Source organism: Bernardetia sp. ABR2-2B (assembly GCF_037126435.1).
In the GTDB taxonomy this organism is placed as follows: Bacteria; Bacteroidota; Bacteroidia; order Cytophagales; family Bernardetiaceae; genus Bernardetia.
On record NZ_CP147020.1, the window covers coordinates 1,019,895 to 1,042,195 of the forward strand.

The window sequence follows — 22,301 nt, forward strand, 5'->3', positions numbered from 1 at the left end:
AGATGCCTTACCACACCCACAAATTAAATTCGTCTCACTCGCATATCATTGGCAGAACTGACCCAATTACAGGCGATTCTGTCAAAGAAAATGATAATGTTGTTTTCTGTGCTGTCTGTAAATCTTGCTTTTTGAAAGAGAGTTGGGTTTATATGAATGAAAATCACTGTGAGCAGAGTCAAACGCTTTATGCTGTTCCTGTTTTGGCTTCTAAATTAGTTGCTAGGAAAATAACACAAGAGGTAATTATAAAATTTAAGAAAGAAGTAAGTTTTATTTGGATAGGCTCTATGACTATATTACTATCCTTCTTTTTTTTCTTATTTTTCTTTGCAAAAAGTAATTACGTTTCAGGAACAACTTTTACAAATTTAGCAAGTTTTATATGTAGTATTTTGCTAGGCTTGGGATTAAGTTTTATTACTTCTACCAATTCATTTAGAAAATTAATTGGGTTTGAGCAACAGGACTTATTTCTTTTCAAAGATAAAATAAAAATAGGAAAAGAAGTATTCTACTGGAAAGATATAAAACAAGTAAAGTTCCAAAGAGAAATGGACAGTTATATAGAAAAAGAGAATATACATACAGCATCTAAAACGCCTGTTCTTTTTCTTTATTTTCACGATGGCACAAGACAGATAAAAAACCTTCCTACTAGGAATTACAAAAATATAGAAAAATTTCTAAAAGGTTTAGCCCAAATATCCAAATTCACAGAAGTCTATTTGTATAGCGAACAATCCCAAGAATATATAATCATCAAACGAATCAAAGCAAACACAAAAGGAAATATCATTGTAGGAGAACCCTTTAGATTATTAGCTGACTCTAACTATCCTAATCAATTTTAAAAAGATGCCTTACCACACCCACAAATTAAATTCATCTCACTCGCATATCATTGGTAGAACTGACCCAATTACAGGCGATTCTGTCAAAGAAAATGACAAGGTTGTATTTTGTGCTGTCTGTAAATCTTGCTTTTTAGAAGATAGTTGGGTTTATATGAATGAAAATCACTGTGAGCAGAGTCAAACGCTTTATGCTGTTCCTGTTTTGGCTTCTAAACTGGTTGCTAGGAAAACAAAAGAAGAAGTTATTGCCGAATTAAAACATGACAAAATTGTTGTTCAAGCCGTGTTAGCTACTCTAACTTTATCTTTTTTGGCTGCATTTTCTGTCTTCAAACAAACGATTTATCAGCAAGATAGTGATACTACAATTGCTTTTGCTCTTTCTCCTATCATTAGTGTAATTTTGAGTTTTATAGTTGGTTCTCTAACGGCTACTGATATGTTTAATGAGTTTGTAGGATATACAAAAAATGATGTTCGCCTTTTCAAAAACAGAATAGAAATAGGAGCAGAAACTTTTCTATTAAATGATATAAAACAAATTAAATATCAGCGAGAAATGTATATACAAAAAGGAAAAAATATGGATCAACACCTTTCTCATATTCCTTTTTTGCTGATTTATTTCAAAAACGATAATTTTTTAAAGCGAAATTTAGCTACTAAAAGTCATAAAAAAACTCAACAATTTTTAGTTGGATTAGAGAAAATATCTCATTTCAAAGACATCTTTTTTTATAGCGAAAACCCAAAAGAGTTACAAAAAATGCGAGATATAAAATACCGTAGTAAGGGAAGTATTCAAATAGGGCAGCCTAGAAAATTACTAAATGACAATAGCTTTTGGTAAATCAATAAATTTTCATTCTTACTTCTAAAAAAAATAAATCTCCAACTAGAAATCTATAAATGCCTTACCACACCCACAAATTAAACTCATCTCACTCTCATATCATTGGCAGAACTGACCCAATTACAGGCGATTCTGTCAAGGAAAATGATAATGTTGTTTTCTGTGCTGTCTGTAAATCTTGTTTTTTGGAAGATAGTTGGGTTTATATGAATGAAAGGCATTGTGAACAAAGTTTTACGCTTGAAGTTGTTCCTGCTCTGGCTTCAAGGTTAATCGCTCAAAACAAAAATACAGAAGTAATCGCAGAATTGATTAAGGACAAAATAGACTTTCGTTTTTCTGCTGTTGTTACACTTTTATCTTTGGTAATGCTTTTGGTTTTCTTTACTACTAAAGGTACTAATTTGACTTATGGTGCAGATTTAATTTGGATAGCATCCGTTGTAAGTATTACATCTCTTATTTTTAGTTCGACAAAAACATTCAAAAAACTAACTGGAAGCGATAGCAACGATATTCGAATTTTCAAAAATAGAATAGAAATTGGAAAAGATAGTTTTTCTTGGAGTAATGTAAAACAAATTAAATTTCAAAGAAGGATTGTAATATATAACACACAATTAGGAAACCAAATTGCTTCGAATTCATCTGTTTTATTGCTTTACTTTAGCAATGAAAAGTTTTTAAAGACAGAATTATCTGTTATTAGTAACAAACAGGGCAAAAAATTATTAGAGGCATTGGAGGAAGTTTCACATTTTACAGAAGTGCTTTTTTATAGTGAAAGTTGGGAAGAATTTCAAACTATGAAAGAAATCAAATCAAAAAGCAAAGGGAATATAAAAATCAGAAAGCCTAAAAAAGTATTTGACGCTAATGTAAGACCTGTATACCCAAGATTATACAGTTAATTTTCAGAACAAAACTATCTCACTTAAATTAAGAACTTAAAAATGACCTATAATTCCCACAAATTAAACTTACCCATCCTCTACAGTTTGTATTTAGGTAGTTCAAGCATCTTGTCTGAACATAAAAAAGCAGTATTTTATCCTATTCAATAGTTTAGAAGACTATTACACATAATAACCGTGATAATCTTTATTGCAAAACGAAAGTTAGAAATGTATATTTGTCTTTAATTTTGATAGAATATAAAAAAACCAATAAAAATATAGTGAATTTTTCGCTTTTTATAGCCAAACGCATCCGAAGTCAGAAAGGCAGTAGCTTTTCAAAAGTCATTACACGTATTGCTATCGGAAGTATTGCACTCGGCATTGCAGCTCTTATTGTTTCGATGGCAATTTTTGAAGGTTTTAAACAGACTATTTTGGATAAAATAGTGAGCCAGACAGGTCATATTCAGATTCTTAAATTTGATATGAATAATTCTTTCGAAACAAGTCCACTTTCTACACAGCGAGAATTTTACGAAAACTTGAAATCTCAAGACTATATTTCTCATATCCAACCCTACACTCAAAAACCTGTTTTGCTTCGTACGGATGAAGATTTGATGGGATTAGTTTTGAAAGGAGTGGATAAACAGTACGATACACTTGCGTTCAAAAAAAATCTAGTTGAAGGTCGTTTTATAGAATTTGATACAAGTAATTATTCAAAAGAGATTGTTGTTAGTCAGGAAATTAAAAACAAATTACGCCTTTCGGTAGGCGATAAGTTACTTGCTTTTTTCTTACAAGACCCACCACGACAACGAAAACTAGAAGTAGTAGGGATTTATCAAACAGGAATTGAAGATTTTGATGAGCGTTTGGTATATTGCGACCAAGGACTCTTGCAGCGTTTGAATGACTGGGGCGATACGCTTGTGGGTGGTTATGAAATTTTTTTAACTGATTTTGATGATATAAATATTCTCTACGATGAAATAGAAGCCAATAGCGATTATGACATGTATCTTCAAAAAGTAACCAATACGTTTGCTCACTTTTTTGAGTGGTTTTCGATGGTCAATAAAAACGTTACTATTTTCTTGAGTGTTATTTTGTTTGTTGCTCTTTTCAATGTTGTTTCTGTTCTTCTGATTCTGATTACTGAGCGTGTTACGATGATTGGAATGCTCAAAGCACTCGGCGCAACAAGCAGTCAGATTCTGAAAATATTTTTTCAAAATGGCTTAGTTATTCTTTGGAAAGGAATTTTGATAGGAAATGTAATTGGAGTTTTGTTTTGTCTTATTCAAGATACTTTCAAAATCATTCCTTTAGATATCGAAACGTATTATATGAACAGCGTTCCTATTTCGTGGAATATTCCTTTGATTTTGATGCTAAATATTGGAATCATTACTTTAGTTCTTTTTATTCTTTGGATTCCTTCTATTTTTATAAGTAGAATAAAACCAATTCGTGCTATACGGTTTGATTAATTATGGTTTTTGGTGCTACACTAAAACACCAATAAATGATTAGCGAGTGATTTATATGATTACTATGATAATTACAGGATAATACAAAATCATATAACTGATAGCTCGGCAAAGCCAAATCATTTACCAATAAGTTACAGTATCTTTAGTTATTTTTCTAAAAATCAGCTTTCCAGCCTAAGCGAAATCCAGAAATTCCTGTACTTGTAAATGAGTATTCTGCTCTAAAAACCATATTAAAATATAGTATTGTATCAATACCTACACCTGTTCCGTACATCCATTGATTGGGAAGTGAATTTGATTCATAAGGATTCATAAGTTGTGCATAACCTGCATCAAAATAAACCTTTGGATAAATAGCAACAGGAATTTTGGAAAACTGGGAAGGCATTTTATTAAATTGAAATGTATTTTCGAAGAGTTTAAAACGTAGCGTATTTTTCAAAACAAAATGTTGTTCTGATTCTGTAACATTATACTCAAAACCACGAATTACATCACGCCCATAACCAATCCCACGCAGGTTTGCATAAGGCGTATTTTGTGCAAAAGTCATTTTTAAGGTAGCAGAAGTATGATAATAAAACTTCTTAGAAAGAGGAATAAACTTAGCAAATTCAGTACGAGCCGTAAACAAACTAAAATCATTCTTCTTAATTCCTAAACCTTGTTGATTGAGAGCAAACAAGAAATAATATCCTTTTAATGGATAATTGGCTCTATCTCTCAAATCTCTAAAAAAATTATATTCTAGTTCTATGTATCGCTGATTTGTCTTACCTTCTCCAAAAAAATTTCCGTTCAATTGTGCAACCGTATCAGCAATATTTTGACTTTTATAACCTACAAAAAAAGTATGACGGTCGTAAAAGCGGCTACGAGCAGTCAGAGAAAGCCCACTGTAAAAGCGTGTACTTAAAACTTCTCTATCAGGAGTTTCGATAAAACGAAGCGTATCTCTGTCTGTGATATAACCCAAATTTGTATTCTCAGCATAACCTACTGAAATATTTAAGCCTAAAGTTTGAGCCTTATTTATGTAAGGAATAGAATAACGAAGGTCGTATTTATTGGTAAAACCTGTTTGAAAAAGTAAAGATAGATTTTCATTTCTTCCTCTGAAGTTGTTGTGCTTTATCCTAATTCCATATTCCAAACGTCTTAAATCTCTTCCTTGCTGATTCCACCAAACATTAAAATTTCGGTCTGCAAGTTCTATCAAAGGAATAGGATAAATATACCATTGTTCGGTTAGGCTAATCACAACATCTAATTCTCCTTTTGTAAACTCTTCATAAAAAATATCAACTGTAACAAAAAGACGAGTATTAAAAATCTTATTTGACTCTTGTTCTAAAACGTCTTCTATATCTTTTCTATGAATTTTATATCCTTCATGTATTACAAGCTCTCTAAAAATAATTCTATCTTTTGTCTTTTTATGGCATTCTAAATGAATATGAGAAATCGTTACGCTATCACTAGAAAAATAGGTTATTTCTTCTGTGGGAGAGCTTTCTATATTGTTTTTTATTATACTTTTTTTACCCTCTTTTTTTATAGAGTTTGCTTTATCAGAGGTATTCTTCGTTTTTTCTTGTGCTTTTAATGGAAAGCTTAGTCCAATAAAAGCTATCAAAGCAAAAAGCAAAAAAAATATACTTTTGTATCTAATCATCTATGTAATTCTATTTTATAACCAATAATATGTCGATTATTGTAACGTGTCTCGCTGTATTTTAAAAGTCTTTATTACTATGACCCATCTAATATGGCATTTGGTTGCAACTATTCCAAACCTTATCATAATTTTTTACGTTAAAAGATTTTTTTTAAGAAAAATTAGTGCAAAAAAAGTCCTATTCCAACAAAACATCTGATAGTTTTGGCTAAAATAGGATTTTTTGGTCTTTAGAAAAAAAGCAAAAATTACTCTGCTGTTGTTGTTTGTTCAGTCATAGTTTCTTCTTTCTCGCCTGTTACTTCAACAGGATAATCTTGTCTTGTGCTTTTTACATCTTGAGGAGCGTACATTTTAGCATAAATAGCCTTTGAACGGTCAGTTATTCCCTCTGGGTCTTCGTATTCATTAGGAAGTTGTTTTGGTTCTGCTTCTCTGCTTGTTCCGTAGATGCGTTCGCTCTCTAAGTTTTTCCCTTTGTTTGGTGCAGGTTGGTTATGTTCGCCACACGCTGTAAAGAAAACTAAAAGTGCAGCAAACGCCAAGATAGTTTTGAATTGTTTTAACATATTTTTATAATGATTAATGTTTAATTATTAGTGGTTAATGAATTACCTATACATACAATTTGTTGAATAGATAGTTTATTGATACACATTTAATTTTTAGATACTTCAAAATTACGCACCAAAACCCAAACTTAAAAATAAGAATTACCTTTTATTACAAAAAATTAAGGGAAACTTAAAAATAATATATGTTTGGAGTATAGAACACACAACTGGAAGCTGAATACATATACTCATTCAACAGAGTTTAGGCTATTCTTGCTAAGGACAGTAGGATAAGAGCTTGTTTAAAAATTTTTCTTTCGGCTTCAAGTGAGTAATTTCATTTTCACTATCAAAATAAAAATTTAAACAAGCTCTAAAATGATTTAATCTTCAAACTGCTTTTTAATTCCCATTCCCAAGCTCACCAAAACAACAAGCAAGACAAGCCAAGAAGAAATTTGAGTAATCAGTGCGCCTGTTTTATAAGAATCAGATTCGAAAGTAAAGACAATTTTATGTTTTCCTTTCGGAATTTCTAAGCCACGCAGAACATAATTTACTGAAACAATACTTGCTTCTTTTCCATCAATAGTAGCACTCCAGCCTTTTGGATAATAGATTTCTGAAAAAACAGCAAAACCATCATTTAAATTATTACTTTCATACTCTAAAAGTTTTGAATCATATTTTGTCAGCTTTATGGTTGCTGTGCTATCTTTTTGGAAATCTGTTTTTGTAATCGAAAATTTAGATTTATCTAAAATAGCTGTTTCTTCCAAATTAATTGCTTTTTCTATACTTGCGCTCATCAAGGCAGCCATTTCCTCATCTGGATTATTTACTTGATTTACTTTAGAAACAAACCAAGCACTTCCATACGTATTCAGATTGAAAAGCATTTGTTCTTTTTGCATTCCATACGTAATATAACGAGTATTGAGCATATTCAAAACAGGTGTTTGAGCAAAATCTGGTCGTTTTTGAGATTGAAGAGAAGACATAATAAAGCCTTGTTCTTGTCCTAAAGGTCTTTCTAATAAATCTTGATAACGTTGCATTTTGGCAGCAAAATACCCTCCAATGGAACGATGAAAATAAGAAGTATGTGTTTCTTGTTGGAAGTTTTGAAGCGACATTACTCTATAACCAAGCTCTTTATCTTTAAGAATTTCCACATCAACTGGCGCAGGATTCATAGTAGCTTGAGCTGCTCCTTTTTCAAACTTTGAAGAAGGTAAATAATTCTTTCCTATCAAAAATACATCTCCAACAGCCAAAAGAGCAATAATAGCAAAGGCAGCCATCGCAGGAATTGTTTTTTTAATGTATAAATAAATTGCTCCTACTACCAAAACAATCAAAAACAAAGAACGAAAAGCACTAGAACGAATCATTGATAAACGGTCTTGATGAACATAATCAACAAGTTGTCCTAATTGAGCATCCGAAGCTGCATTCAAATTTATACTTCCAGAGTAGAGTAAAATCAAAATGACTGTTCCTGCCGTAATTCCTGTTGCAATAAATAAGTTTTTAAGGAATGTTTTTTCTTTTGTTTCTATGTCTATTAATTTTGTTGATTCTGCATCTATTGATTTTATCGGCTCTGTTTGTATGGCTTTTTTATCAGAATTTGTATTAAAATAATTTTCTAATTTTTGACTCAATGTTTCAAAAGCCAAAACGGTCATCAATAAAATAGTCAGAGCCAAAGCCATCGAAACCGAACGAAATTTATTAAACCCTGGTACGTAATCAAATAAGAAATAATTGAGAGAAGAAAAATTCTGCCCCCAAGCAAGCATTGCCATAAAAAGTGCTGCTGCCAAAATCCACCATTTCTCACGGTTATCAAGCACTACTAATCCCCACGCAAACAAGAAACACAAAACTGCACCTGCATAGATAGGAGCTGCCGTAAAAGGTTGGTCGCCATGATAAGTTGGAATAGGCAGTTCTTTGAGTTGTTTTTTAGAATATTGACCTGATTGTTTCAATACAGCGTATGTTTCAGAATCTTTATCCAAAATTTCAGAAGACGAACCACCATACAAATAAGGAACAAGCAGAGTAAACGTTTCTCCAATTCCTTGACTCCAACTAAAGGCATAATCTTTACTCAATCCTTCATTACTTTGAGACTGACTATTTGGGTTTGTGTTTGTAGGGTTTACTGTAAGTTCTGTTCCTCCACGAGTGGAATAAGGGCTATATTCTAGTGTTGTTAGAATCTTTCCTGCATTTACGCCTATTCCCAAAACAAAAGCGACGACTAAAAAAGCTGCTTGTTTCAAGAAAACAGGAATTTGATTATTTTTAGCAGAAAAAATAAGCTCATTAATTCCAAAAATCAAACAAATAAAGCCTAAGTAATAAGTAATCTGATAATGACTTGCCTTGACTTCTAGTGCCATCCCTAAAGCTGTCAGCGCAAAACCTAACCAATATTTTTTATCAAAAGTGAGTTTCATTCCTCCCAAAATAAGTGCAGCATAAGCAATTGCCCAAAGTTTGGTAACATGTCCGACTTCTATCAAAATCAGATTATAAGTTGTAAAAGCAAACACTGCCCCTCCCACAGCACTCCAAAGAGGTTTAGTACCAAAACACAAAAGCATAATGTAAGTACAAAACATAGTCAGAAACAATAGATGTGCTCCTGTCTGTTCGGCAAAACCACCACGCAAAACAGCTTCAAAAACAGGCAATGCGCCATAGGGGAAAATAGGATAGGTCATGTAGGCAGGCATTCCTGAAAACATACGTCCGTTCCACATAGAAGGCTCGTCATGATTTTGAAGGTATTGCGAATTTTCTTGTACCATTCCTTTATATTGCATCATATCACTTTGTCTAAGTGATTTATCTTCCAATAATTCGGGAGCAAAATAAGCGAAAGTGAATAGATAAAAAGCTGCAATAGCAATCAAATGAGGCAAAAGACGAGCAAAAGAAAAGTTTTTCATGAATTGAACTATATAAAATTCTGTTGTAGTTTTTTAGTGCTACAAATATAGGATATTTTTTTTAGGGCAATTCTAAATAATAGTTTATTTTTTATTTTAAGTTTGTAGATTTAGAAGAATAAAATTAGATTCTGTTCAATCACGCTTCTGAGAAAGTGTTTCGTTCACTTTTGAGAAAGCAAACGCATGACAGTATTGTACATTCAGTCCCTCAGAACTGAATGTTTCGCTTCTTTAGAGGTATGATTTATTTAACTCATATTTTTTCCTAACAAAAGTCATTTTTTCAGTTCAAAAAGTAGCCGTTCTTTGTAAAAATAAATTTATCTATCATTATAATTTACAGAATAAGATGAACGATTTACTTCAAAAATACAATGTTGCTAGTCCACGTTACACCAGTTATCCGACTGTTCCGTATTGGGAAAACACAGAGCATAGCTTAGAAAATTGGCAAAACTCACTCAAAAACGCCTTTTGGACAAGTGGCAGAGAAGTAAGTATTTATGTTCATTTACCCTACTGTGAAAGTTTGTGTACCTATTGTGGTTGTACTACTCGCATCACAACCAACCACAATGTAGAAGAACCTTATATCGAATTAATAGAAAGAGAATGGAACTTATATATAAAAACACTTCCACAAAAACCGATTTTGAGAGAAGTACATTTAGGAGGAGGAACGCCTACTTTTTTCTCTCCAAAAAACCTTACTCGTCTGATTACTATTTTCAAATCTTCTTGTGATGTTCCTGTTGATACGGAATGGGGTTTTGAAGGACATCCAAACAATACAACGAGAGAACATTTACAGACCTTGAAAGAATTAGGTTTTAATAGAGTAAGTTTTGGAATACAAGATTTTGATGAAAATGTACAGAAAATTATTAATCGTATTCAGCCCTATCAAAAAGTAGTTGAATGTGTAAAGAATGCTAGAGAATTAGGTTTTGAATCCATTAATTTTGATTTGGTATATGGTTTACCTTTGCAAAATATAGAAACTATCCAAAATACTCTTCAAAAAACATTAGAATTACGTCCTTCTCGTTTGGCTTTTTATGGTTATGCTCATATTCCTTGGCTCAAACCATCACAAAAGAAATTAGAATCCTTTTTACCTGCTGCTGATGAAAAAGCAAATTTGTATGCTATTGGTAAAAAAATATTGACAGAACAAGGTTATGTTGATATTGGAATGGATCATTTTGCGCTACCTACAGATTCACTTTTGAAGGCTTCTAAAAACGGAACTTTACATCGTAACTTTATGGGTTATACCACTCAATCGACAAGTTTGTCTATTGGTTTGGGTGTAAGTGCCATCAGTGATACGTGGACGGCATTTAATCAAAATGAGAAAAACCTCAAAGTTTATAGAGAGAAAGTAGAAAATAATGAATTTCCTTTTTTGAGAGGTCATTATCTAACAAAAGAAGATTTAGTAATTCGTCAGCATATCTTGGATTTGATGTGCAGATACGAAACTTCTTGGAATGAAGAAGAGTTTTATGGATTTGGTTTGGGAATCAACTTTGACCTTTTGGAGTCTTTAAAACAAGATAGTTTGGTAGAATGGAAAGGCAATCATCTAAGAATTACAGAAAAAGGAAAACCTTTTGTAAGAAATGTTTGTATGGCTTTTGATGTACGACTTTGGAATTCAAAATTAAATAAAGAAAATGCAGAAAATAAGCCGATGTTTAGCAAAAATGCGTAGAGTAGTATTGAACAGTAGATAATATTTGTATTTTGGTCACAACACCAAATTTTAATCTTCTAAATATCATTTTTTCATAGTCTATAACTTATGCACCTAACACTATGAGAAAAAATAAACCAATTATTTGTCTAAATAACACTTTACTAAAGCCTTATTATTAAAATATATTTCATTTTTTTAAACAACATAGTTATAAAAAATCAGATATTCTATAATTTTGAACCTTTCTTTATATTGTTTGACGATTATTTTCGTTTTATACAAATATCTATTTTAATAAACTATGTTTTTAATAAAACTATGAATTTGAAAAATAATTGGTTTTTATCGTTGCTATTCGTTCTGCCTTTTACTGTGTGCTTTCAGAATATTACTTTTGCTCAACAACCTGCTTTCGGACTTGCTAGTAACCCTAAAGGTTGCGCTCCTCTTACTGTGGTGGTTGATGATGCCTCTGGAGCTGACCCAGACTTGATTTTTTATATTTTTGGGGATAGTCCTCCTCAACAAGAAACTACTTTTACTTTTACAGAACCAGGGGTTTATTCTATAACACAGCTTATCAATACGGCAGGTACGGGAGGAGCTTCTGTGGTAAGAGAAAATATTATTGAGGTTTTTGCACCAAAAGTAGTAAATTTTGATGTCATTCGTTGTGCTGATAAAAAAGTGCGAGTTCAGATAAATGATGATTATTATGATTCTTACAAAATAGATTTTGGAGATAATCAGTCAGCTAGTGTAGGAGATAATGAATTTGCAGATCATACGTATGCTTCTGAAGCTAATGCTACAATTACTGTAAGAGGAATTTTTGAAGATGGCGCAGAAAACTGTACTCCTAGTAGTAAAATAATAACGCCAGTAGGACAACTTGTACCACCTACAATAAGTCGTGTTGAGTATCTTGAAGATGGAAATGCAAAAATAGAATATACATTAGAAACAGACTTGACACACAGACTAGAAATTAGTACAGCTAATGGATTTGATAAAGTAAGTGATATTTCGGTAGGCTCTACTACTTTTACTATTCAAGATGCCTTGCCTAATTCCGTTTATCGTATTTCTGTACAGGATTCTTGTTCGAATAGAATAGAAAGCTCACAACTTTTTTATATTTCAGATATAAACCTGACTGGAGAAGAAAGGTATGTTGATGTTAGTTGGTCAAAACCGATTGGTATTGATGATTCAGAATTTGTAAAACATACACTTATTAAAGATGATAACGTGCTTGATGAATATACAGATATTGCTTCTGATGGTATTTTTGATGAAGAAGTTGTCTGTAAAATTACTTACTGTTACCAATTGGAAACTGAATTTGCCTCTGGTCTTAGAATAGTTACTCCTAGACGTTGTATTTTAGCTTCTTCTAATGCTATTCCACCTGCTGTGCTTGATGTCTATGCTAGTTTTACATCAAAGGGACGAGTTAATTTGTCTTGGAATTACCCTCTTGATGGCGCAGAAATACTAACTGCAACAGTTACTAGAAAAGATAAAGATGGAACGATAAATAATTATGAGATAAATCCTCTTGATTCTGTTTTTGAAGATGGACTTATTAATATTGACCTTGCTCCTTATTGTTATTCTATTTCTTATACTAATGCTTGTGATTTGACTTCTCAATCAACTCCTTTTATTTGTCCTATTATAGTAGAAATGGATGGAAATACAGATGAAGAAGAAGGTGTTCTCTCTTTTGAATGGACTATTTTTGAAGGGATATCGACGGGTAATTACGTTATAGAACAAACAGATTCTTTAGAAAAAGAGCCATTCAATACGCAATCTGTTTCTAGGTCTGGAACATACACAATAGATATTGAAAATCAGGAAAACCAAACCAGCTACATTAGAGTTCGTGCAAATATGGGAGATACAACTACCTATTCAAATACAATTCGCATTGATTTTCCTTCTTTTGTTACTTTTCCAAATGCTTTTACCCCTAATGGCGATAATTTGAACGATACTTATGGAGTAGAAAGTAAGTTTATAAAAGAATTTGAAATGATAATTTTTAACCGTTGGGGAGAAGGAATTTTTCAAACTAATGACGTAAACGGGCGTTGGGACGGAAGATATAAAAATAGCCTTGCTCCTTCTGGAGAATATACGATGAAAATAGTAGCAACAGACCAACGAGGAAGAGAATATATTTTTACTGAAATGGTAAAATTGATGAGATAGAAATTAGTAATTCTGATCCTTATTGAAATAAAAAAGCTTTTCTAAAAATTAATTTAGAAAGGCTTTTTGTAGAATGAATAGTTTGTGCTATTTCCCAAAACCAATTTTTTTCTGACGATTAACTGAAAAATCAGATAAATCTTCATTTAGAGGAACATTATAGATTTGTGCTAGTGTAGCAGGTTCTTTAAACTCTCTTTCAATTTTGTTTAGCTTTGCTATTTTATTGGCATTTTCGGCAGGAATGGCTTCAAAACGATGTATTCCTAACAAACGACCTTCACGCAATAGTGCTTTATCTAAATTTTTAATATCTGTATTGAATGTACAAATTATTTTGAGATTCAAGACATCAGACAAAAGACCATCTGAAACATTCAAAAGATTTGCAATCGAACTCTTGTCCGTATTAAACAAATCACGAGCCTGTACAGAATCTTCTGATTCTTCAATTATCAAAACGGCATCTTGGTAATCTGATAAAAAGGTAATCAAATCTGGACTTGTGATTTCTCTAAGAAGCGTAATTGGATAGAAAATAAATTCTATTTCTGGTTTGGCTTTACTAATTAGATAACGAATATAATTTGTCTTTCCACTTCCCGTAACACCATGAAAAATAAACAAACCCGAATTGTTTTTTTCGTTGATTTCTTTTACCAAAACATCGTGTTTTTCTTCAAATTTATCTCCATAATATAAATCCAAATCTGGAATTACAGGAGGCTTAATTTGATGTTTGCGAAGTGTAAGCCCTGTTCGTGGCGTACTTCCAACAATATTAATGTATCGTTTTTGGTCGTCTTTTGTTTCGATGATACATTTTGTAGCTAACTCAAATATTTTTTCTAATTTCTCTGTTGGCGTATCCTCAACAGCCGTTATCATATCAAATCTAAAAATAACATCGTCTAATTTTAAGACGGCATCATAATTCATATTTATGATAATTGATTCATCATCTAGCATCAAATACCAATCTATCGAATAACGAGTTTCTTTTTTGTTATACGTTGTATTACGACGATAAATAGAAATTGGCGTATAATCATTTTCTTCTAAAAGCTTTAAGAATTGATTAAGCGAAACAAGTTGATTACTTTCGAAATAATCACGCACTCCAAAATCAATTAATTTTTGATTATAATTATTCAGTAAATAGTAGTCTTCACTAAAATATCCATCTCCAAATACATTGTATTTTCCCAAATAAGGATTCCCTGTTTGATTCATTCCGTTGTTTTGTGATTCTTCTGATTTATTCTTTACCCTACGATGATTTGAATTACTATTTCTGTTGGTGTTGTGCATAATAAATAATTACGGATTACGAATTACGAATTACGACCTATAAAGGCAGTAATGCTAATTACGATTATACTATTTTAATTTAGTTAATTAGAAAAGAAGAACGTTTCAAAAGGCAAGAAAGTTGCAGGATAAAAAAGAATTACATGTATGTATTTCAATCGTAATTGATAATTAGCTTCGCTGCTTTAACAGGTCGTAATTCGTAATTGATTTCTAAAGCTTTTTCATCAAATAAGCATATACGTCTGTCATTGCCTTAATGTCATCTTTATGAACTTTTTCATCAGGCGAATGTACACCAGCTTCGGCAGCTCCAATAAAACACCAATCCATCGGATAAGCAGAAGATTGGATTTCTTTGGCATCACTTCCTCCATCATTTTCCACTTCTAGCTGATACTTTACACCTGATTCTTTTACTAAATCAATAATTTTGTTTAGATAACTTCTTCTCGGAATATTTCTATCACGCATCGAAACGGCTACACCTTCTCCATGTTTTACGCCTTCAGTTATCCACGTAATATCAGAAATGAGACATTGTTTGATTCTATAATTTTCCCAAATCCATTTGAGCAAGAATGGCATTGTTCCTCCTCCAATTTCTTCATAACAAGAAAAAGCAAGGATTCCATCTTCTAGTGTTTCAGCAGTTTTGAGTAAATTCCAACAGCCCAAACGGTCGTCCATATAACAAGACTGAACGTACTCTTCTGTTTCTCTAAAATCTTGCTTGAATACAAATTCAGTTCCGACATCGACAGTTCTATCAAACTCTAATTGTAGTTTTACTTCACCTAATGGCTTACGATGCTGCCTTGAGCCACGTTTTTTTTTCTTTTTACTTTTCTTCTTCTTTTTGTCTTTATCATTTTCATTTCCATACTTAACTTTTATCGTTCCTTCAATTTCTCCTTTTGAATCCTTTCCTATCAATTTGTATCCATCTTCATATTTTGGAGAGCCAATTCTGACCAAATGATTATCATAACGAGCCATAAACCCAATAGAATCAAAATGAGCAAAAGCAGCCGTTCGGGGTTTGCCAAAAACAAGTATCAAACAATCTTGAAAGTCATCTCCTTCTATAATTTGAGGTTGTACTTTCCAATGCTTTTGATTTTCTTTTACATAATTCAAAACAAATTCTTTCATAGGTGCTTCATTTCCTACTGGAGCAAAGACACCACACATTTTTTTCAGTAAGTCAAAATTTATATTGGATTTAGACATAGATTTAGGGGAAGAGATTGTATTCAAAAGTTGAGGATTTTGTTTATTAAAATAAATTTAGAAATTATTGACTATCAGCCTATTGTAAGTTAAAACAGCAATTTATTTAATTTCTATTCCTAAGAGAAAAATAATTGAATAGACAAAAATAGAATTTTATTAACTGGTTATTGATAACTGTTTACTGGTAACTGATTAATACGCCCATTTCAAATATACTGCGCCCCATGTAAAACCACCACCAAAGGCAGCCAAGACTAGATTATCTCCTTTCTTGAATTTATCTTCGAAATCTCTTATACATAGTGGAATTGTTGCAGAGGTAGTATTTCCATATTTTTCGATATTCACTAACACTTTTTCAGAATCTAAACCAAGTCGTTTTGCAGTTGCATCTATGATTCTCAAATTAGCTTGATGAGGAACAAGAAAATCAATACTATTACCATCAAGACCATTTTTTTCGGCTAGTTCAGCTGATGTATCTGCCATATTTTTTACAGCATGTTTGAAAACTACTGCGCCATGTTGGATTACATAATGCTCTTTATTCTCTACTGTTTCTTTAGTTGCTGGATAACGGCTACCTCCTGCTTTCATATAAAGCTCTGTTGCTCCTGCTCCATCACTTCTCAAAATAGAATCTACAATGCCATTTCCTTCTGTATCTGCTTCTAAAAGCACAGCACCTGCACCATCTCCAAAAAGAATACACGTTTGGCGATCTTCATAATCTATAATAGAAGACATTTTATCTGCTCCAACAACAATAATTTTTTTATATTTTCCTGTTTCTATAAACTGACTTGCCGTAACAAGACTGTATAAAAAACCAGAACAAGCTGCCATTACATCATAACTCAAACAGTTTAGACCTGCCCCGTGTGCTACAATATTCCCTGTTGCTGGAAATACCATATCAGGCGTTGTGGTAGCACAAATTAAAAAATCAATTTCTTCAGCTTTTGTATTTGTTTTCTCTAAAAGTCCTTTTACAGCTTCAGTTGCCATATAAGAAGTTCCAATTCCTTCGCCTTTTAATATTCGTCTTTCTTCTATTCCTGTACGTGATTTTATCCATTCATCATTTGTATCAACCATCGTTTCGAGTTCCTTGTTTGTAAGAACATAATCAGGGACATAGCCAAAAACACCTGTAATGGCAGCTTGTATTTTATTTGTAGAAGGAGTAGAATTCATAGAAAAATAATAGAAAAAAGTAATGAATATCGTTTATTGTATTGTGTTTTTTCGTAAATGCACAATTTGCAACAAGTAAATTGTAAATGATTTGCTAAGGTAATAAAGACTTAAAGAACTTGCAAGTAATAGCATTACTTCTCTTTGGTATTTTATGATTCTCTTCAACTACTATGTTTTCTTTTGAATAAATTAAGATGATACCCTTTATCGTAAGTAACTTGAGCTGTTTAAATTGAAATAAGATTTTATTTTTTAGATAAAATAACCGTATTTTTGAGATTCAATCCTAATCTAATGAACCCTTCTATTTTGAAAGCTATCTTGAAAAATCAATCTAAAATCTTAGAAAAAAGTGTTTTTGTATTCTATATTACAATTTTATTCTTTATTTCCTTATCCTCTTCTGCTCAAAATAAATCAGAGATAATAATTGAAGGACAAGTTTTGGATTCGCTCAAAAATCCAGTCAAAAATGCTTCTGTTGGAATTTTGGAAGAAGGAAAAGCTGTTCAGACAGACTCATTAGGAAACTTTAGATTAGAATCTTCTTCTACTTTCTCAAAAGAATTTTTAGGAAAAGAAGTTACACTTGCAGCCCAACATCCAGAGTTTAGAACATTCAGACAGAAAATAGTTTTAAAATCCTATCAAAAATATAGCATTCGTCTTTCAGAGTTTGAAGAATTAAAGGCTGTCGAAATTACAGCAAAATTGAATAATGATGATAGAGAAACCAGTAAAATAATCCTTGACCCAAAAGGACTAGAAAATACACCCACAGGAACAGGCGAGTTTTCACAGATTTTGGTTACACTTGGTTTGGGAATTGTCAGTAATAGTGAACTTTCATCTGCTTATTCGGTGCGTGGAGGAAATTATGAGGAAAATTTGATTTATGTAAATGGAATAGAAATTTACCGTCCTTTTTTGGTGCGTTCGGGTCAGCAGGAAGGACTTAGTTTTGTCAATCTTGACTTAGTAAAAAAAGTAGAGTTTTCGGCAGGTGGTTGGCAAGCAAAATGGGGCGACAAACTTTCTTCTGTCTTGAATGTAGATTATAAAAACCCTACTTCCTTTGCAGGTTCGGCTTCGGTAGGTCTTTTGGGAGGAAATGCACACATAGAAGGAGCAAACAAATCAAAACGCTTTTCTTATTTGGCAGGAATACGTCATAAAGATTTGAGTTATTTGTTGGGAACACTAGAAACTGACGGCGAATATCAACCTCGTTTTTCTGATTTTCAGTCGCTTTTAGGTTATAAATTAGGAAAATTAGATAAAGACGGAAATTTCAAAAATCAAGATAAAAACACTACCCTTAGTCTTCTGATGGCATATTCTCAAAACCGTTATCGTGTTTTCCCTACTGGAAGAGAAACTACTTTTGGGACATTTGATGAGCAGGTTCGTTTTTTTGTAGATTATACAGGCGAGGAGCTAATGAATTATACAACCTATCAAACGGCATTGAGATTAACTCAAAAATTCTCTCAAAACTTTTCAATGGACTTTACGCTTTCAGGTGTGGATACTAGAGAAAGGGAATTTGTAGATACAGAAGGTGCATACCGTTTGTGTGATGTAAACAATGATATTACTTCTGACAATTTTAATAAATGTACATTGGTTCGTGGGGCAGCTTCAGAGTATTTTTATGCTCGTAATTCGCTTGATGCACAGATTTATTCCTTCAAAAATCGTTCTTCGCTTCGCTTAGGAAATCGAACAATGGTGGAGTTTGGAGGAGAAATAAAAAGTGAAAATATAAATGACGAACTCTATGAATATAAAGTCTTGGATTCGGCAGGTTTTGCAGATATAAATTACTTTGTAGATACAGAAACCACTCTTAATTCAATCCGAACACAGGGTTATGCTCAAATTTCGCATTTTTTTGGAACAGATACAGCCGAGTGGCACAATGTTACTTTCGGAGTGCGTGTTCATAATTGGTCATTGAATGGACAGACTTTTATCAGTCCACGCCTTCAATACAAATATCAACCAGACTGGAAAGCAGATATTCAGTTTGGACTGGCAGCAGGAATTTATCAACAATCGCCATTTTATAGAGAACTACGAAATTTTTCAGGACAGATAAATGAATCTCTTTTAGCACAGCGTTCTTTGCATATTATTGGAAGTATGGATTGGGATTTTAAATTCTCAAAACGCCCTTTTAAATTGATTGTAGAGAGTTATTACAAACAAATTGCAAATCTTATTCCGTATGATGTAGATAATATGCGACTGCGTTATTATGCCACCAATGCAGCTAGAGGTTATGCGTGGGGAATTGATTCTCGTATTAGTGGCGAGTTTATTAGAGGAACAGAATCTTGGTTTAGTTTATCTTATTTACAGACTAAAGAAAATACAGATTTTGATGAGCGTGATTTTATTCGTCGTCCGTCTGACCAGCGAGTAACGGCTACCATATTTTTTGAAGACCATTTTCCAAACAATCCTACTTTTAGAGTGAATCTACGTCTTTTGTTTGGTTCTGGAGTTCCTTTTGGTGCGCCAAATAATCAAAATTACCGTTCATTTTTCAATAATCCTGCGTATCGTCGTGTAGATATTGGCTTTTCTAAATCTTTGGTTTTTGATGAAAATAAACGCATAAAATCGATTTGGTTAGGCTTGGAAGTTCTGAATATTTTGGGAGTAGAAAATATCATTTCTCATCAATGGATAAGTGATTATGTAAATGATGTTCAACTTGCCGTTCCAAACGGACTTTCTCAGCGTTTTTTAAATGTTCGTGGGGTTGTGAAGTTTTAATTAAAATGTTGTCGTCGGTGGTATAACAGCAAAATATTTTTACATTAAAAAATAAAAGAATGGAAGAACAGAGAAAGAAATTTAACTCTACAGACTTTGTATTACGGATAATTGTCGACTTTATAATTCTATGTAGTGGTTCATTTTTGTTTTGTGCAGGGTTAGGAGCTGCAATTATTGGAGAAAGTAATGGGGTAACTGCTATGGCAATAGGAGGTGTGTTTATTGCTTTATTTATTTTAATTCGCCTTTGGAGAAAAGAATACAGAGAAAGAAATTCAGATAGATAAATTTAAAGTTTCTAAAAATGCAAAATCAAAACAAAAAAAGCAACCTAAAATACTTCATCTTATTTATTGTAATTGATATAATTACGCTAGGGTTGGGAACTTATATATTTCTCTTTGGTGTGCGTTCTTTAATCAATCATCCGTCTTATGGTGGACAAGATATGCCTTTGGGAGCAGTTTTGATTATTCTATTTTTCTTAACTCGCCTTTGGAGAAAAGAGTATAAAACACAAAAAAACGAGTGATTTTGAACATAATTCTTAAATGCAAAGTTGGAAAAAGACTTCAAATTATCTTCACAATTTGAAACCACTTTTCGCCTACTTAAAATGAAAGAAACAAACAAAAAAATACAAGAAGTATTAGAGCAGAAAGAAAATCAACAAAAACAAGAATCTGAAATCCATTCTGACCAAGCTAAATCGGCAGATGAAATTTTAGAGGAAGAAATACAGATTGGTCTGCACGAACATAAACGCCCTCCGATAAGATTATTTTTTTCAGCATTTTCAGCTGGTTTGGAAGTGGGTTTCAGTGTTTTCTTATTAGGAATTTTCCATCATTTATTTGCTGGTTCTGTTTCAGAATCTACATTGACCATTATTTTAGCTCTTGGCTATACAATAGGTTTTATTTTCATTGTGATTGGTCGTTCAGAGCTTTTTACCGAACATACGACGTTAGCTACATTACCTGTTTTAAACAAATTGGCTTCTGTCAAAAGTTTGGGTAAAGTATGGGGAGTTGTGTATGCTGGGAATATTTTAGGAGGTTATTTATTTGCCTTGATGCTTATGTATATGGTGCAAGGAATGAATCTGATGGACATGAAAGATATGGAAGAAATAGCTCTCAAACTGACCAAACCTTCTTCTATACATATTTTTGTGAGTGCTATTATTGCTGGTTGGCTCATGGGACTTTTATCTTGGCTCGTTACGGCATCAAAAGAAACAATTAGTCGTATTTTTATTGTAACTCTAATCACTGCTGTTATCGGTATTGCCCACCTACATCATTCTATAGTGGGTTCTATTGAAGTTTTTGCAGGTTTTTTATTGAGTGATAAAATATCTTTTATGGACTATTTGAGAGTGCAGGGAATTTCTACTCTAGGAAATGCTATTGGGGGAGTTGTTTTTGTTGCCGTTTTGAAGTATGCTCATGTTAGACCCAACGAAAAAAATGAAGATAGATTTTCTTATTTTAATTAGAGTTATTAAGTTTTTCCATAACTAAAATTATGGGTGTAGCTGAACTTTGATTTTATAATAAAGAAGCCGTTTTCCCTTATTTTTAATCAATAAAAGTAAAACCATTTCCTTTACTCTATGCAGAATAAAAGAAATGGTTTTGTTTAAGTAAAATATGATTTTGTTTCACTCTAAATATTTTTTTTCAAAAGAAAAATAGTATTTTATTTAGATTACAATTTGATTAATTTATGCTTTTGCACCTTTTAAGCCATCAGTATTCTGAACAGCCATACTATATACTACCAAACCAAATCCAATTTTGTTGATGGCATCGGCAATATTATAAAGTAAATCTACATTAGAAGATTCCCAACCAAACCACACATTAAAAGGACCACCAGGCATACACATATAACCGATTGGATAAATAGCCCAACCTACCAATACAAACCAAGCTAGATAACGAACACCTTTAATAACTGCTGGGTCGCCTGATTTATCAGCCAATTGTTTAACTTCTCCAGCCCAAGCTGTATAAAGAATATATACATATCCCAATGTAGAAATTGTACCCCAAAGCACAGAATGAAACATTGTTCCGTCTGTGAAAGCTTCACCTATATAACCAGTAACGAGCATAAAAGCAGAAGCAGCAATTAGTTTCCAAAGCAAAGAAAGTTTTGCACCAGCAGCCTTAGTTAATAAATAAAACTCTACACACATAAGAGGAACAGTAAGTGTCCAGTCTATATAACGGAGAGCTGTTGGGTTTTCTCCTGTAATAGCATAGTAATCTCTCATATAATAATAGTGAACGGCTGCAATTCCTGTAATTAATCCAGAAACAAGTAACGAAGTTTTCCATTTGTCAGACACTCTACTTCTCTCAAAAAAGAAAAATATAGAAGCTGCAAACATTGCCATATAACCTGTAAAAAAAGTAAAGGCGACAGGATCATCTTTTTGTATTTTGATGATATCAGCTAAGAGCATTAAAAAATCCATAATAATGGTGGTTTAGTTTAAAAAATATTTTGTTTAATCTTTATA

The 22,301-nt window shown here is 32.4% G+C and carries 17 protein-coding genes; 10 read left to right on the forward strand and 7 right to left on the reverse strand.

Features of this window, described 5'->3' with window-relative positions; all coding sequences use genetic code 11:
* Positions 1–2: 2 nt before the first annotated feature.
* The 4 genes from WAF17_RS04270 (at position 3) to WAF17_RS04285 (ending at position 4,105) form a co-directional block, all read left to right on the forward strand.
* Positions 3–854 carry a hypothetical protein gene (locus WAF17_RS04270; protein WP_338766660.1) on the forward strand — a complete coding sequence of 284 codons (852 nt, stop codon included), beginning with the start codon at positions 3–5 and terminating at the stop codon, positions 852–854.
* A 4-nt stretch (positions 855–858) separates the two neighbouring features.
* Positions 859–1,707, forward strand: a complete 849-nt coding sequence (locus WAF17_RS04275) for a hypothetical protein (RefSeq protein WP_338766662.1) — start codon at positions 859–861, stop codon at positions 1,705–1,707.
* Positions 1,708–1,766: 59 nt separating this feature from the next.
* Positions 1,767–2,621 (forward strand): hypothetical protein, encoded by an 855-nt coding sequence (locus WAF17_RS04280; protein WP_338766665.1) that lies wholly within the window; start codon positions 1,767–1,769, stop codon positions 2,619–2,621.
* A gap of 266 nt (positions 2,622–2,887) precedes the next feature.
* Entirely contained in the window at positions 2,888–4,105 is a 1,218-nt protein-coding gene (locus WAF17_RS04285; RefSeq protein ID WP_338766670.1) for an ABC transporter permease, read from the forward strand.
* A 157-nt stretch (positions 4,106–4,262) separates the two neighbouring features.
* Here WAF17_RS04285 and WAF17_RS04290 read toward each other — a convergent pair whose 3' ends face one another.
* The 3 genes from WAF17_RS04290 to WAF17_RS04300 all read right to left on the reverse strand — a co-directional run bounded on the left by WAF17_RS04290 (position 4,263) and on the right by WAF17_RS04300 (position 9,309).
* On the reverse strand, positions 4,263–5,786 hold the full coding sequence (locus tag WAF17_RS04290; protein ID WP_338766672.1) for a hypothetical protein: 1,524 nt from the start codon (positions 5,784–5,786) through the stop codon (positions 4,263–4,265).
* Positions 5,787–6,037: 251 nt separating this feature from the next.
* Entirely contained in the window at positions 6,038–6,358 is a 321-nt protein-coding gene (locus tag WAF17_RS04295; RefSeq protein WP_338766674.1) for a hypothetical protein, read from the reverse strand.
* Between the two features lie 368 nt (positions 6,359–6,726).
* Positions 6,727–9,309, reverse strand: coding sequence for a YfhO family protein (locus WAF17_RS04300; RefSeq protein WP_338766678.1), 2,583 nt, complete (start codon positions 9,307–9,309; stop codon positions 6,727–6,729).
* Between the two features lie 352 nt (positions 9,310–9,661).
* On the opposite strand from WAF17_RS04300, the gene hemN reads away from it, so the two are divergent.
* Together hemN and WAF17_RS04310 are read left to right on the forward strand one after the other, a co-directional pair.
* Entirely contained in the window at positions 9,662–11,029 is a 1,368-nt protein-coding gene (hemN, locus tag WAF17_RS04305) for an oxygen-independent coproporphyrinogen III oxidase (RefSeq protein WP_338766681.1), read from the forward strand.
* 303 nt (positions 11,030–11,332) lie between these two features.
* Positions 11,333–13,234 (forward strand): gliding motility-associated C-terminal domain-containing protein, encoded by a 1,902-nt coding sequence (locus WAF17_RS04310; RefSeq protein ID WP_338766684.1) that lies wholly within the window; start codon positions 11,333–11,335, stop codon positions 13,232–13,234.
* 87 nt (positions 13,235–13,321) lie between these two features.
* On the opposite strand, the gene WAF17_RS04315 is transcribed toward WAF17_RS04310, so the two are convergent.
* The 3 genes from WAF17_RS04315 to WAF17_RS04325 form a co-directional block, all read right to left on the reverse strand.
* The gene (locus WAF17_RS04315; protein ID WP_338766687.1) at positions 13,322–14,545 is read right to left on the reverse strand and encodes an AAA family ATPase; all 1,224 of its coding nucleotides are present in this window, start codon (positions 14,543–14,545) and stop codon (positions 13,322–13,324) included.
* A gap of 213 nt (positions 14,546–14,758) precedes the next feature.
* Positions 14,759–15,778: a M20/M25/M40 family metallo-hydrolase gene (locus WAF17_RS04320; RefSeq protein ID WP_338766690.1), complete on the reverse strand. Its 1,020-nt coding sequence runs from the start codon at positions 15,776–15,778 to the stop codon at positions 14,759–14,761.
* 195 nt (positions 15,779–15,973) lie between these two features.
* Positions 15,974–16,978: a beta-ketoacyl-ACP synthase III gene (locus tag WAF17_RS04325; RefSeq protein WP_338766693.1), complete on the reverse strand. Its 1,005-nt coding sequence runs from the start codon at positions 16,976–16,978 to the stop codon at positions 15,974–15,976.
* A gap of 297 nt (positions 16,979–17,275) precedes the next feature.
* Here WAF17_RS04325 and WAF17_RS04330 point away from each other — a divergent pair, with 297 nt between their 5' ends.
* From WAF17_RS04330 to WAF17_RS04345, 4 genes are all read left to right on the forward strand, one after another.
* Positions 17,276–19,765, forward strand: coding sequence for a TonB-dependent receptor (locus WAF17_RS04330; protein WP_338766695.1), 2,490 nt, complete (start codon positions 17,276–17,278; stop codon positions 19,763–19,765).
* 59 nt (positions 19,766–19,824) lie between these two features.
* Positions 19,825–20,055, forward strand: a complete 231-nt coding sequence (locus WAF17_RS04335; RefSeq protein ID WP_338766698.1) for a hypothetical protein — start codon at positions 19,825–19,827, stop codon at positions 20,053–20,055.
* A gap of 17 nt (positions 20,056–20,072) precedes the next feature.
* Positions 20,073–20,300, forward strand: a complete 228-nt coding sequence (locus WAF17_RS04340; RefSeq protein WP_338766700.1) for a hypothetical protein — start codon at positions 20,073–20,075, stop codon at positions 20,298–20,300.
* An 84-nt stretch (positions 20,301–20,384) separates the two neighbouring features.
* Positions 20,385–21,269 carry a formate/nitrite transporter family protein gene (locus WAF17_RS04345; RefSeq protein ID WP_338766702.1) on the forward strand — a complete coding sequence of 295 codons (885 nt, stop codon included), beginning with the start codon at positions 20,385–20,387 and terminating at the stop codon, positions 21,267–21,269.
* Positions 21,270–21,497: 228 nt separating this feature from the next.
* Here WAF17_RS04345 and WAF17_RS04350 read toward each other — a convergent pair whose 3' ends face one another.
* Positions 21,498–22,256 (reverse strand): bacteriorhodopsin-like, encoded by a 759-nt coding sequence (locus tag WAF17_RS04350; protein ID WP_338766705.1) that lies wholly within the window; start codon positions 22,254–22,256, stop codon positions 21,498–21,500.
* Positions 22,257–22,301 lie beyond the last annotated feature (45 nt).

Coding starts and splice junctions, on each gene's coding strand:
- WAF17_RS04325 (WP_338766693.1), bottom strand. CDS start 16,978: ATGAATTCTACTCCTTCTACAAATAAAATACAAGCTGCCATTACAGGT.
- WAF17_RS04335 (WP_338766698.1), top strand. CDS start 19,825: ATGGAAGAACAGAGAAAGAAATTTAACTCTACAGACTTTGTATTACGG.
- WAF17_RS04315 (WP_338766687.1), bottom strand. CDS start 14,545: ATGCACAACACCAACAGAAATAGTAATTCAAATCATCGTAGGGTAAAG.
- WAF17_RS04310 (WP_338766684.1), top strand. CDS start 11,333: ATGAATTTGAAAAATAATTGGTTTTTATCGTTGCTATTCGTTCTGCCT.
- WAF17_RS04300 (WP_338766678.1), bottom strand. CDS start 9,309: ATGAAAAACTTTTCTTTTGCTCGTCTTTTGCCTCATTTGATTGCTATT.
- WAF17_RS04340 (WP_338766700.1), top strand. CDS start 20,073: ATGCAAAATCAAAACAAAAAAAGCAACCTAAAATACTTCATCTTATTT.
- WAF17_RS04320 (WP_338766690.1), bottom strand. CDS start 15,778: ATGTCTAAATCCAATATAAATTTTGACTTACTGAAAAAAATGTGTGGT.
- WAF17_RS04350 (WP_338766705.1), bottom strand. CDS start 22,256: ATGGATTTTTTAATGCTCTTAGCTGATATCATCAAAATACAAAAAGAT.
- WAF17_RS04275 (WP_338766662.1), top strand. CDS start 859: ATGCCTTACCACACCCACAAATTAAATTCATCTCACTCGCATATCATT.
- WAF17_RS04345 (WP_338766702.1), top strand. CDS start 20,385: ATGAAAGAAACAAACAAAAAAATACAAGAAGTATTAGAGCAGAAAGAA.
- WAF17_RS04330 (WP_338766695.1), top strand. CDS start 17,276: ATGAACCCTTCTATTTTGAAAGCTATCTTGAAAAATCAATCTAAAATC.
- WAF17_RS04290 (WP_338766672.1), bottom strand. CDS start 5,786: ATGATTAGATACAAAAGTATATTTTTTTTGCTTTTTGCTTTGATAGCT.
- hemN (WP_338766681.1), top strand. CDS start 9,662: ATGAACGATTTACTTCAAAAATACAATGTTGCTAGTCCACGTTACACC.
- WAF17_RS04270 (WP_338766660.1), top strand. CDS start 3: ATGCCTTACCACACCCACAAATTAAATTCGTCTCACTCGCATATCATT.
- WAF17_RS04280 (WP_338766665.1), top strand. CDS start 1,767: ATGCCTTACCACACCCACAAATTAAACTCATCTCACTCTCATATCATT.
- WAF17_RS04295 (WP_338766674.1), bottom strand. CDS start 6,358: ATGTTAAAACAATTCAAAACTATCTTGGCGTTTGCTGCACTTTTAGTT.